Genomic DNA, 14,360 nt, shown 5'->3' on the forward strand with positions numbered 1-14,360 from the left:
CCGAACGCCTATCCCGGCAACACCATCTCCCATTTGCCATCTCCCTTCTCCCATCTCCGCGCGTCCGGGGATCGCCCGGACGCGCTCAATCACCGACTTCATAGACTTCGACCAGGGCGACGCCTTCGGTGCCTCCGGCGCCAGAGACCTTGACCGTGTAGCTGCCCGGCTCCAGGGTGACCAGGACGGCGGCGTCCTTGCTGCCGGCATCCAGGGCAAAAGCCCCGACCGTATCGGCGGCCGCGGCCAGTTCCGCCGCGTTGGCCGCATCGCTCCAATTGTCGTTGGTCAGTAGCGGCGTGGCCTCGCCGGCGCGGAAGAGCCGCAGGGTCGGATCCTCCAACACCCCGGTCACGTTGTAGTCGGCCAGTTTCGGGCCCACCCCGCGGATCAGGACCGTCTTGGCGCTCTCACCGCCGATGACAAAGCCGGGAATCATGATGGCCGCACCGACCCCGACTTCGCCCCGGTTGGAGATATTGACCAGCTTTGCGCCGGGATTGGCCGAGTCGTCCACATCGTAGACTTCGACCAGGGCCACACCGGTGGTCTGCCCCACCCCGGAGGCCTTGACCGTGTAGCTGCCGGGCACAAGGTCCAGCAGCGCAGCCGCGTCCTTCGAGCCGTCCTTAAGCGGGAAGGCGCCGACCTGGTTGGCCACCGTGGCAATCTCCGCCGCATTGGCCGCATCGGACCAATCGTCATTGGCCGCAACAACCGTGCCCCCTGAGACCACCCGCAGTTCCGGATCCTCGAGGAAGCCGGTGACGCTGTAGGTCTCCAGTTCCGGACCGACCGCCCGCACCAGAACCTTCTTGGTCCCGGTGCCGTTGATGACGAAGCCCGGTATCATGATGTTGGGTCCGGTCCCCACTCCGCCGCGATTGGCGATGTTCACCAGGAAAGAGACCCCGGCGATGGTCTGGGCCTGCGCCGTCGGCGCCACCGGATTGGCAAAGCCAAGCGCATCCGTCGCGTGGACGTAGAAGGCGTAGGAGGAGCCCGGCGTGCCCTGGTAGTCGGCACTGGTTTCAGTCGTGCCTTCCTGCCACAGGGTCCACTCCCCGCCATTGACCGAGACATAGACATCGTAGTACGCCACCCCGGCCCCGCCGGCGTCTTCGCCCGTCCAACTTACCGCGAAGCTTCGCCCGGAACTCGCTGCCAGGGCGGCCACCGAGGATGTCGGGGCCTTCGAGTCGATCGTGTTGACCGTCTCATTGGTCACGATCGGGTCGTTCACATCGAAAACGATTTCGGCCGAGTTCAGGATTTCGGTTCCGTCGACCAGACCGGCCTTCGGCTCGATCAGGAAGCTGACGTAACCTTCGCCCCGCCCCGTCTCGTCGTTGGGCGGCAGGAATCCGGCAAAGGCATCCTCCGGATAGTCGCCGGTCTCCGGATCGAACGACTTCATCGACCACAGTGCCGTGCCGGAGTCGTCATCGAAGAGGAAACTGACCTGTACCGGGTAGGGATCGCTCTCCACTTCGGCCGTCCCTTCGTACTGGCTCAACCCGGACGGAATCTCGACTACCGTGCCGTTGAAACCGATCTCGAGGAGTTCGAGCGTCGACCAGTCCAGGTCCATGTCGAGAATATCGGTGATCGTCACCAGCTGGGCCGCGGCTGTCGCCGTGGAAACATTCTCGAACCGTATCGTGAAAACGATGACCGAGTCAGGCGCAATATAACCCCCGGCGCCCACTCCTATCGTGGACTTGTCATTGGGATCGATCGCCTCGACGCCATTCGTCGATCCGGGAGGACGGTTCTTCGGCCCCGGAGGCGGAGGAGGTGGTGGACAGCGGTTCCCTCGCTTTTTGCAGCAGTCTTCGGGGGGAACGCAGCAGTTTCTGAAACAGCCGACAATCAATGAACCGATCGTGTTGTAGACCGCATCGCGCTGGGCGAGCATGTTCTCGTAGTTGTCCTTTGCGCGTTGGACCTGGCCGATTGCGCCGGCGGCTGACTTGGCGACTTCGGCCGCAGCCAACACCGGTTTCAGGACGTCGGTGATCGGCCCAAGCTTGTCGAGGACTTTCCCGAGACCGAACTTGGCGAGCTTTGGATTGTCATTAAGCGCGCCAAGTAGGTTTACGGCGGAGGTGGTTGCTCCAAGAACTCCGCTGACGTTGCTGACGAAGTCGTTCAGATTGGTTGTGAAGGTCAGGAACCCGCCTTTGGTGCTGAAGGTCGAGGGATTCGTGATCGCATCCCAGATTCCGTTGACATTGCCGGCAGGCCCCCCAATTCCGACGGCCGATTGCGCGGCGCCTGCAATGGAGCCGCGGTTGTCGAACAGGGCCATGGCAAGGTTCTTTGCCCGATTGACGCCCTCGATTGCCTCCAAGAGCTCATTCAGACTCAACTGATCCAGGTTCTTGCCTGCGCGGACCGCAGTCTCGAGTTTGGACAAGAACTCGGCGGCCTCTTTGACGTCCGCAATGGCCTCGGGTGCCTTGTAGGAACTCGCGAGGAGCGAGCCGGCCAGTTCCCCGAGACGGACTCCAAAGATCCCCACATCGGCCGCGACCTGGTCCCAGCCTGAAATCCATTGGTTGTTCCAGTCGTTCCAGTAGACATCGGCCGCCCGTTGAAGACGCTGCACCTTTTCCCATGCGGCGATCGCTTCCGGACAGGGACAGACATCGTTGTAGGTGTTCGGCACCTCGCTGAGTGGGCTCTGCCGCTCCGGTGGTTCCCCCATTTCCGCTCGGATCCACCCCAGCATAGTGCCAATGACGGATGACTGGCTGAACGCACCCGCCGGTCGTGCGAAACCCTCGTAGGCTACCGGTCGACTATCCCCGGAGTTCGGCTCGTTCTCCAGCCGGTAATACCATCCGCCCACCCAATCCGCGGCAAGTGGAAGGTCGACCACGCCATTGACTGCCGTCGTGGATACCGGCGGCACGAGATAATGGTGCATTTGTCCGTCGATCGAATAGCTTCCCGGGTCGGGGCGCGGCAGTCGATACCCGCCGTCCGAATCAATCGAAGACACGGCCAGCAATCTTCCCTCTGCATCCCGCAATTCTACCGAACCCGACAGGGGCCGCGAACCGTCGGCAGTCGAGACCACGCCCTCGAAACCGACGGTATCCACAACAAGCGTCACATCGAGGTCCGTTGACGTGCCTGAGGAGACCGTCACATCGGCAACGATCTTCGGGGAGATCAGGGTCTCGAGCCCGTCAAAGAGGGTCGCGCCATAAACCAACGTATAGGTCCCTGGTGGAAGGAAATCGACGGAATACTCCCCATCGTTGTCAGTGAAGAATTGCCTCGGCGGCTCTTCGCTGCCATCCCTATAAGCGGCAACCTCGATCAACGCAAGGCCCGTATCGAGGGGATCAGCGACCCGTCCTGACACCGACCCGGACGTGGCCACCCTCAATTCCAGGTCGATCGGTTCGGACTCCACGTCAATTGGAACAGGTTCGCTCGATTTGTCCGGCAGGAGGGCATCAAGCCAGTAGCGTGCGGGTGCCAGGCCATTCACAATCACGGTTCCGTTCGCATCCAGAGCCAACAACTGCTCGAATCCCGATTCTGGCCGCGATACCCTGAGGAGGGCTCCCGGTGCCGGATCCTCGCTGGCATCATCGACTACCCGGATCGTCGCATCGACTGAGCCCGGAGCAATTGTGTCGATCACGGCCGTTTCGTTGGCAGACACCGTGATTGATGCGATTGAAGGAAACGACAGAGTCGAGTGTGCGAAATCGATCGAGTAGTCGCCGGTCGCAAGGTAGTCGAAGGCATAGGAGCCCGGGTTGGCGACAGCCTGTTCGAGTACAACCGCACCCGATCTCTTCACCTTCATAACCACCGGCTCGTCGAGGTCTCCTGGAAAGTCGAGATCGCCCCGGAGTGCTCCGCGATCGATGGAAAAATCAACGGAATCCGGTTGTTGACCGTCGACGACGGTGAACTGACTGGCCTGGGATCCGTCATAAAGGCTGATCGTGTAAGCTCCCGGTTCGAGACGTCCGAACCGATAGGCACCAGATTCGTCGGTCACCGCAAAGGTGACGGAGTCGTCGGGACGCACGAGACGCAAACCGACGGCATCGGCAGCCCCGCCGTCGCCCGAAGCATCCACCTGCCCGGCCAGAACCTCCGACTCCACCAGATTGATCTCGAGCGAGACCGGAACCGCCGGATCCGTCACCGTCACCATGCCGCTGGCGAGCTCAAAGGCCGGATCGTCTGCTGTAACGGTCCAGTCACCCACGAATGCGTTGAAAAAGGTGAAACGGCCTTCGGAATCCGATACCTGCCCAAGGAGCGGCTCGTCTCCTGAGACGGCCGAAACAGGCACCCCGGGCACACCCTCGCCACTTGACAGGACGCGGCCATTGATCGTGCCGGCGACCGCAAGCATGATGGGATCAAGCGCCGTGACGGTTCCGCTCTCGACCGCAACACCGCCCAATTCGACGCGCTTGTACCCTTCGGTTGCCACGATGACCGAAAACGTGCCTGTCCCCAATCCCGAAACAGAAAAGTCTCCAGATTCCCCGGTCAGGCTGGCCGCACTGGAATCTGCCCCAATCGCGATTACGGTGGCTCCAGCCAGCGGGTTGTCTTCCGCATCCCAAACCTCACCGGCGATCGATCCTCCGGCACCAAGCGAAAATTCCGGCCCAGGCGTGTAAACGGCCTCGCTGACGGATACGGACACCGGCCCATCGGCCACCAAACCAGGCCCACCGGCCCGCAGTTCATAGCGACCATCCGGCAGCCCGCCGAAGCGGTATCGTCCCAACTCGGAAACTTTTACGCTGTAGGACTCGTCGCCCTCCGCTCGCTGAGCGCCAACCACGACCAGGTCTCCGCTCACGCCGACCGGCAATCGGACCGATCCTTCAAGAATACTTCCCGCACTGACGGCAATCTCCAGCCCTGCCAGCGGATCCTTTCCATCCCACTCCAGTTCAGCCGAGCCTTCGAGCACGAGGTACTCATCGACTCTGACTTCATAAGTGCCGACAGCCGGCAACAGAAGATGGAAGCTTCCATCGCGCGCGGTGGTGGCCGCAACCCTTTCCGATGTCACCGTATGGACAAGCGAAACCGATGCCCCGGCCACCGCCTGACCTGAACCGGTATTAACCACGCGTCCCGAAAGATCGGATACAAGTTCATCGCGAACCCCGAAAACCAGGTATTGCAGAGGTTCACGAAGCGAGTCTGAGGCGATCCCCGTCTCGCGGTGGTAGCGGCTGATGGCGTCGCCGACCATTCGGGCGTAGTCGCCTGCCGTCGAGCCGTATTCCTCGACCAGCAGCGACCAGATGTCGTCCCAGCCGTCGGGTGGATCATCCGGCCTGATGGCCGCGCCAACTTCCGACCAGTTCATTGCATCGGTTGTCGCTGTCGTGGTCGTCGTTGACTCCAGCACGTTGCGTCCACTGACCGCCTTGAAAACGACGGCGAGGCGGCCCCGGTATCCGGGCGGCAGGATCCATGGCGTGTCTGTGTCCGAGATGGCCGCCAGGGAGAGCGCATCGTGGATGACCGCGTCCTCGTCCCGGGTCAGGCCGAGCTTGACGCCGTCAACGCCGTAAACGCCGATGACCGGCGCCATCAGGTCGGTTCCGCCCACGTTCTGGTATTCCAGCCATGCCGTGTAGAGACGGCCGGAACGAACTGCATCCGGCAGGAGAAAGCGGGTCATCAGTCGCCCGGGATTCCCGGTACCGACCTGGAAGGCATTCTCGAGAGTGTCTTCGTTTTCACCCTGACGGACCACGACATCGAAGGCCCCGACCGAAAGGCCAGCCAAGTCGAAGGTCGCGGAGAGGCGTCCGGAGTCGAAGACCGTTCCGACCGCGTCCCGCTCGCCGCCCGAACCGTCGGAGAGGACCACTTCGGCATCGGGTCGGAGTCCGGTTCCGTCAAGGGCAAGCGTGACGGGGCCCGGCAGCGAACCCGAGGACGGGTGCACGCCGAGGAGTTCGAAGCCGACTTCGCTGACCGCGATGCTAAAGGGTAAATCCCCGTCGGGGTTCCTCTCGGCCACGCCAAGGATGTACCAGGTGTCCGCGTCCGGTCCCGAGAGGTTGATCAGCGAATCGGGCTCGCCCGGAAGACCCGATTCCGAGGCGTCGACTGGGCCGGCCAGTCGTCCCCTGTTCGCGTAGAGCCGCGTCCTCCCGCTTTCCCCTTCTGCATCGAGCACGATCAACCAGTCACTACCCCCCGACGCCCTGAACTTGAAGGCAAACCGGTCGCTTTCGACGTCAAACACGCCGGAAAGCAACTGCTCCGTCGTCAATTCGGGTATCCCGACAAAGGTGGCCTTGTCCGATGTAACCAGGTTGTTCACCCGATTGGCACCCTCGAACGGCGTGTTCGCGACGTTGACATCCACCACCCAGAGGTAACCGCCCTCGGGAACGAAGGGGACATGGAGGGCCGTCTCTTCGGTCAGTTCCGCGCCCGTGCTGAAGGTTCCGGAAATCTCTGTGACCGACTCGCCGACGAGGATTCTTTCGGACCCGGGGCTCGCGGCGGCCACCAGGTAGATCCGGCTCTTCCAGATTGCGCCCTCCAGTGGGATTCCGATGTTCGAAACCGTCCATTCCAAGGTCACCGCAGCGCCGGTCATCACCGATTCCGGCCCGGAAAGGTTCACCGCCTTCAAATCCACTTCCGTCGGCGCGTTCTCGTAGAACTCATAGGCACCCATATCCGGAACGACCCCGTTCTTTGCGATGCCGGTATCGGCGGCGGACAGTTCGTCCCTGCGTTCACGGCCCCGCTTGTCCCGCTCCGGTGCAAGGTTGCCGTCGGCCGCGTCAATGGCCGGCGAACCTTCAGACAACCCCAGCCCGAAAACTGGATCACGGGTACCGAAGAGCGGATCCTCGTTCACGTTTCCGTCCGATGTGATCGTGAAGCTGAACTGGCCCAACGATCCGGTCCCGTAGACCGAAACGACATCGCCCTTGGTTGCCTCGGGATTCCAGAACAGCGTATGAGAAACCTTGATATCGGAGGCGGAGCCGCTGTCCTGATAGATCCCGTATTCCAGGGAATTTGCGATGATGGAGTTGCGGATGCGGAATTCTCCGGGGGCATGCTGGAAGAGTGCCATCCGATTGTTGTCGAAGGTGCAATTGACCACGTCCACATCCGCAAAGGCAAAACGTGCAAGGCCGCGGTCTGCACCCGCGATGACCGTGTTTTCAACCCGGATGGTGCCCTGGCGACAGGAGATCGCATCATAAAACGCGTCCGCGACCACGCTGTTCCGGATGGTTAGTATAGACTCCGCGCCGCCCGCATTGCCGATCGACCCGTAGGTATTGCCGTCGCCGCCGTAGAGGATGTGCGTGTTGTCGACGAGGTTGACGCCGATGTTCGTTTCGATCTTGCCCCAGTCGCCAGGTGCCGGTGACGTTTCGTCGCCATCTCCGTTGGTGTCGCCCCCGATGGCGTCGTCCAGGATCGAGGTTATGACAACCGGCCGGGCCGGGGTTCCCCGCGACTCCAGGACGGTGTTCGGGTCGAAGACGAGATCGGCGCCGTCTGCCATCTTCACGATCGCACCCGGCTCGATGAAGAGCTTGGTCCACTCGCCCACGGCGAGGTTGCCGGTCACCCGGTGGACCGCCCCGCCGACCAGATGGGTGGTGCCTTCGAGTTCACCCTGCCACGTCTGGCGGGAGTAGCGAACTGGTGAATACGCGGAGAGTTCAAGCAGGGAACCGTAGTCGAGCAGGAAGCCATTCCAGTCGTTCACTGCGGGCGCGGTCGTGTCTCCGTCGGCGTTGGTGTCGCCGCCGGCGGTATCGTCCATCCAGGAAGTGATCACAGTCGGACTGCCGGCCGTTCCCTCGGCGAGAAAGGCCCCGTCGAAGCGTAGTGAAACCAGTACCCCCGGCATGACCTTGACCACCGCGCCCGCCTCGACTGTCACGCTCGCGCCCTTGCCGATCAACAGGTCGTCCTCGATCACGTGGACTGTGCCGGCCGCCCAGATTTCATCCCCAGAGACCTCGCCTGAGTGCCAGTTGATGTCATTGCGGATTGAATGACCGGTCACGAGTTCACGTACGACGGAACCACCGGAGCCGATGACCTGCAGCTTCAGATCGGCCAGGCCGTTCGAAACCGCACCGAATTCCGCCGTCGAGAATCCCACGGGGTCATCGGATGTCAGGATCGTGTTGTCCGTTCCATCCTGGCGCGCGATCAGACGAACACTCTGCCCGGACGCCAGAGCCCCGGCATACCAGCTGACTGAACGCGACCCGTGCAGGACGGTCGGAAGCTCGTCCAGCCAGAACATGTCACCACTTTCCTCAAGGACCACGGTGCCGTCCTCGGCCTCACCCTGCCCGGCGGCTTCGATGTTCTCGGACGGCAACCCGATCGCGCTTGAGCTGTAGATCGCGACCCGTCCTCCACCGCTGTCGCCATTGGCGGCCACCGTTCCGCTTTCGGCCGCGTTCGCCTGGATCGTGCCCGTACCCGTCAGCGACGGCGTCGTGATCCAGATCGACCCTCCGGTCGCGCCGGACTGGCTGGTGCCCTGGGCGACCCCGTCTGCCGTAATGCTGCCGTCGAGAACAATCGATTCGGACGTCGTGATGCGAAGGGCCCCGCCACCCGCCGTGTAGCCGGTGATGCCCGCACCGCCCCCGGAGCCCGGGGTCAGCGGGCGGACCGCCGTGCCGTATACCGGTTCGGTCTGACCGGATGCGAGTCCGCCGTGACTCGCCCCGAGGTTGACCCACTGCCGCAGAAACGATCCGGGCCCCTCGAGATAACCCTGCCCGTCGGCCGAGACGGAAGCACCCTCCGGCAGGTTGAGGGTCCCTGCCATCAGGTGACTACCCTCACCCTCCCACTCGTCACGAAACGATTTCAGGAGTCCCTTGGACCGGAAGACGATCCGTCCGCCAGCGGCCACATCGACCGCTCCGTTCACCTGCAGGGTCGCCCCCCCGAAGATTTCGAGCAGTCCTGTATCCAGAATGCTGATTGACTCGAGGGTCTCGAAAGCGTCTTCCGGGATGGCCACCCGTCCGGTCACGATGAGGTCGCCGGCTCCGTTGTCGACGTCGAGGAGAAAGACCGTTCCGTCCTCGCTCGCGTCATCGGTGCCGCCGCTCCGTGCCTCGATCGTTTTCAAGTCGTCGAAGCCGGATGCGTCCGAGTAGTAGACCGCGATGCGGCCGCCTCCGCTGTGGCGATTGGCCGTGGTCGTTCCTTTCGGGGAGGCATTGGCCTGGACGGAGCCCGATCCAGCGAGGTTTTCCGTGGTGATCCAGATCGATCCGCCGGTGGCGCCGAGGTGATTCGTCCCATCGGCCAGGCCGTTGGCCGAAAGCCGTCCGTCGACCGTGAGCGTATCCAAAACGGTCAGGTGAATGGCGCCTCCGCCATAGGTTCGCGAGGTGTATCCATACGACGACGAGCCGAGATCCGTGGGCTCAAGCAGGGATCCATAGGCAGCGGGCGGAGCAACCAACTGTGCGCTCGAGGCGCCACTTCCTCCGTAGCTGGCGCCGTAGGTGGACACCGCCGACCCACCGGGACCAGTGCCGAGATTGTGGTAGAAGTTACTGGCATCCACCTGGTAACCCTGGCCATCGGCATGAAAGACACCGCCCTCCTCAATCGTGAGCACGGGGACGGTCACGTGAATCCCTTCACCCAGCCAGACTCCGCCGACTCTCTCAGTGTTGTTCTTGCCCTCCGCACGGACGGTGCCTCCGTCCATCACCAGGATCGACTCCGCAACCGACAGATCGATCCCACCAGGAAGTTCCAGGGATCCCCCATCCTCCACGACGATCGAGTCCAGTTCCTCGGTCTCAAAACCATCCAGATCAACCCGCCCCACCACTGTGAGGTGGCGCTTTCCGCCGGACGTCTGCTCCAGCCAGACCGTACCATCCTCGCTCGCATCGGTGTCGCTGCCACTTGCGGAGCGAATATTCGTCAGAGACGCAAATCCCGAAGCACTGTTGTAGTAGACCGCGACACGACCACCTCCGCTTCCACGGTTCGTGCTGGCCGCGCCCTTGCCCGAAGCATTGGCCCGAATCAACCCAGAACCCGTCAGGGTCGCCGTCGTGATCCAGATAGACCCGCCCGTCGCTCCGGAGTGGTTGGTCCCCTGAGCTGTTCCGTCGGCCGAAATCCGGCCGTTCACGGTCAAAGTGCCCGAGACGATCAGGCGGATCGCTCCACCGCCCTGCATCGGCGATGCATAGCCAAAAGAGGACGATCCCAATTCGGTGGGTTCCAGCATCGATCCATAAACCGGGCCAATCGGATCTGTAGCAGGGGCCGTCCCGGTTCCTTTGCCACCGTGACTGGCGGAGTAGTTTCCCTGAATAGATCCGCTGCCCTGGTAGCCGCCCGGACCCGTCCCCAGATTGTACAACCCCAGCAGACCCGAACGATAGCCCTGACCGTCTGCATGAATCGCGCTGCCCGAGTCAATCGTCACCGACGCAGCGGTCAGGCTGGACCCTTCACCCTGCCATTGTTCATTGACCTTCGCATCGATGTTCTTGCCGGCAAAGACGATTTCAGAGTTGCCCGAGACGGTCACCGCGCCCGTCACCGTGATGTCCGACCCGCCTCCGATCGTCAGTATCGCGCCGCCGCTGACCGCGATGCTGTCGTAGCTGGCCACGGTGTCCTCGGGCAGTTCCGTGTTCGAGCTGATGTTCAACGGAGCGCCCGTCAGGTTGATCGTAAGGGCGGTGAAGAACGCTACGGAACTGGCAACAGATCCGATTCGGCTGATCGAGAGGAAGGACGTAAACTCGGACATTCGCATGAAGGGCGGAGGGTGTGTTGGAGCGCGGCGACACTGTTCCCGCAGGGATTCAAGATTATAGGGGGCACGTATGATTTTCCGCCATGCGTAGAATTACCCGTTTTTCAGGCGGTGCCCCTGGGGCCGTTGGGCCTTCCGGTCCAGACGCAATACCCGGCGGCGACCCGATTCTCGACATTGAGCTTTTCCAGCAGGGAATCGACGTGACCTTCGATGGTCCTTACGCTGTTGCCCAGAATGGTGGCGATCTCATCATTGGTCTTGCCCTGTGCCACCCAGCTGAGGACCTCCGTCTGGCGACGGGTCAGCCCGGCTTGTTCGGCAATCCGGGCCAGGAAGGGCAGCTCGGTGACTGCGGTCGACTGGTCAGTGAGCTGGAAGTCCACCTCCATATGGGTCCCGGCTCTCCTTTCCCAGGCAATCTCCCGCAGCAGGATCGGCCTGACCTGGCTCGAAAACAGGTCAAATACGGCTGTTTCACAATCCGAAAAAGGACCCCCGGCGCGAGTCAGGCAGAAGGAGATATTGGGGTAGCCGAGCTGCGTGGGCAGCCGGAATGGCACGATGGCGGGTTCCCTGGACCCGGTCTTCTTTACCCGAACGGCGGGAACCGGGATCACAATGCCGAGCATCTGGAGGATGCCCAAGGGGCGGAAAAACTCCTGGAAAATCGCCATCTCCCTCAGATCCCGCCGAGGGACAAGCTCATCAAATTGAACGGAATGCCCACCGACGGCCCGGGTGAAGTGACGCATCAGCGGGTGTTCTTCACGATACGCTTCATAGGCATCCATCCGCTCCGCCAGGTTCTCACGGTCCGGGGTCACCACGCAGAACCCTGAGTCCTCATCGGAATACAGGTGCGAGAAGACGACTCTGTCTCCGTCAATCAATTGCTTCAACTGCTCGATCAGGACGAGTGACAAGGTCAGGAAACCACAGGGCGCTTCCCCGACGACAGACACGGAATGCCTGACCTTTGCAATCTGGTCCGAGCTCAGGCATCGATAGTCCACGTTCTTTATGTCAAGGGTGGGGCGGAAGCTCCATGGACCCGCAGAAGAACCCTCCACGCGACCAGAGCCCCGCAATCCTATCCCCATCCCCTTGATGTGGAAGCACTTTCACCTAAGGGATTCCACTATTAGCGATCGCAAATCCCCTATAGCTTCAGTATCAGATCTGCGAATCGAAGCAGACCCGCCGATCGGCTCCTGGCCGGACCGCTTTGCCAAAAGGGCCTTCCTACATTTTCGCTTTCGGTCGGCGGCCTGAGGAGGCCGCCGGGGAAAACTGCGATTCGTTCCGTCTCCAGTCACCGGAGGATGGCGGACGGTACTTGCGGGTTTCCCGTTCCCACCAGTGGACCTGGGACTCATCGTTCTGGCGTCGGAATACCTCATAGGCCGCCTGGGCCACCTGATGCGATTTCCAGACCGTATCGCTCAGGTAGCGCCCCGCCTTGATGCCGGCCGCTGACATGCGCCTTTCGTAATCCCGCAGCATGCGGAAGAGCTCCCCTGCTTCGAGCCATTTGCCCTCCTTGTAGAACTGATATCCGGCGAGGGCGCGACTGGTTCGCATGTATTCGCCCCACCGGGGCACGCGCGGCCGGGTGTTCGGATCGGCACCCGCAACCGGCAGGAGCGCGCTGTAGAGATCGGCATCCAGCGCCCGGTCATTGATCTTCTCCTCCAGGAAATAGACGGCCTGGTATTGAGTGAGGGCGTCACCGGGGTTGCCTTCGTCTTCCGACAGCAGGGCCAACCGCATTCGCAGATCGATCGCCAACCCCAAATCGTTCGGGTACCAACGACCGGATCCGTTGATGTAGGACGCCCCGCGCTGCCGCGCGTGCGACTCCTCAAGGGCAAAGGCCGCCTTGAAATAGGACTTCGCCCTAATCCGATCGCCCCGCGCTTCAGCCATGACGCCGCGAAACGCCAGGGTCCGGGTGTCACCGGCATCGACTTTGACCGCCTCGTCAAGCGCAGCTTCGGCCTCGTCCCAGCGCTGCACGTTGATCTTCTCCCAGGCCCAGCGCAGGTAGTGCGCGGCGGAGGTGAACCGGCCGTTCGTCCAGGTTTCGGTCGCCTGGCGCAGGTAGTCGTCCACCCGGTTCTGGCGGGCATAGACCTCGGCGAGGGAATAGGAGACCTGATGGTTGCCGGGGTCCATCCGCAAGGCCGTCTCCCAAGCCAGCGCCGCGGTTTCATAGTCGTTGGACTGACGTGCCAACAGCGCGATATAGTCATGGGTCCGGGCATCGTCGGAATGCAGATCCAGAACGGCGTTTCGGTAATCCACCGCGGTCTGGATCCCACGGTTGGCTGCCTGATCGTGCAGGCGGGCCTGCCGGAGTCCCTCTGCCGTGGGGCTTTTCGTGTATTTGTAGATGGTCCCCCCACGACGCTCTTCCCAGCTGATGGTCTGCGTCAAACCCCAGGAAATGACCATGTGCTGCCCGGCCCCCGCCGCCGCGATGCTGCGCATCATATAGAGAACCTCCGGATCCGGTTGGCCCGCGGACATGGCCCGGCGCAGGTAGGATTCCGCATTGGCAAATTGCTTGAGTCGCAACTCAAGACGACCCATCCCGATAAGCGCACCCACGTGATCCGGATTAATCTGCAGGGCCCGTTGCAGATAAATGCGAGCCCGCTCGATTTCGGCCGCCCACAACTGGCGCCCCTGCATACGATATGAATCGGGATTCGCGGCAGACCCCACCGCATGTGCCTGCACCTCCAGCTCGTCGAGGAGAAAGCGGCCGAAACGAAAGAGGCGGTCCGGATCGTCGGGCGATTCGGCCAGGTGCCAGTCCAGCCTTCGGCAGTTCTCCGAATAGGTTTCATCTCCGACCAGGCGACTTCGGTTCGAGGCCAACAGAAGCTCATCCGCCATCGATTGCAGCGTCCCGTATGGTTCGCCCCTCTCGGCGGCCTTGACCAGGTCTTTGCTCAGGGCGGCTGGATTCCCGGCGACTCGTTTCCCCCGTGCCTCCCTGATCAGACCTTCCGCCCAGTCCTGCACCCCGTTGGAGTCCTTGGGATCGAGTTTCCGCGCGTGCTCCATGTCGGCGTCCGCTCGTTGCAGATCTCCCATTCTGGCGGCGCAAACGGCTCGCTTGGGATAGGCGTCCGCCAACCGTGGGCGCCAGGCGATAACCAGGGACAGATGATTCCGCGCGCGCTCGTAGTCGCCGAGCATGACCAATGCCGACCCGTAAATAAAACGCGCGACAAGATCTGTGGGATCAGCCTCGACCAATGTGGCGCTCTGATCGGCGGCGCCACGGTAGTCGGACTGCCGGAACAATTGGATCGCCACAGTCGATCGGGGGCTGTCTTCAGGCTTTAGGACCTCGTAAGCCGGAGTTCTCGGGTTCGTCGGAATCCCGGGATCACTCGGTTCCGACGAACCGCAGCCGACCAGGAAAAACCCGGCCAAAAAGGATGTGAAGACAATACGGGGCAGGACCATCGCCAGGATCACCCACAGGCAACAGGGTTCAGCAATCAATCCTGACGGTAACCGGGGTGTCAAC

Annotated in this window: 3 protein-coding genes; all 3 read right to left on the reverse strand. The window is 62.2% G+C overall.

The window, feature by feature from the left end:
• Positions 1-85: 85 nt before the first annotated feature.
• Positions 86-10,807 (reverse strand): carboxypeptidase regulatory-like domain-containing protein, encoded by a 10,722-nt coding sequence (locus R3F07_18965; GenBank protein ID MEZ5278471.1) that lies wholly within the window; start codon positions 10,805-10,807, stop codon positions 86-88.
• 110 nt (positions 10,808-10,917) lie between these two features.
• Entirely contained in the window at positions 10,918-11,778 is an 861-nt protein-coding gene (locus tag R3F07_18970) for a LuxR C-terminal-related transcriptional regulator (protein MEZ5278472.1), read from the reverse strand.
• A 280-nt stretch (positions 11,779-12,058) separates the two neighbouring features.
• Positions 12,059-14,143, reverse strand: coding sequence for a tetratricopeptide repeat protein (locus R3F07_18975; protein ID MEZ5278473.1), 2,085 nt, complete (start codon positions 14,141-14,143; stop codon positions 12,059-12,061).
• Positions 14,144-14,360 lie beyond the last annotated feature (217 nt).

This window comes from Opitutaceae bacterium (genome assembly GCA_041395105.1).
GTDB lineage: Bacteria > Verrucomicrobiota > Verrucomicrobiia > Opitutales > Opitutaceae > B12-G4.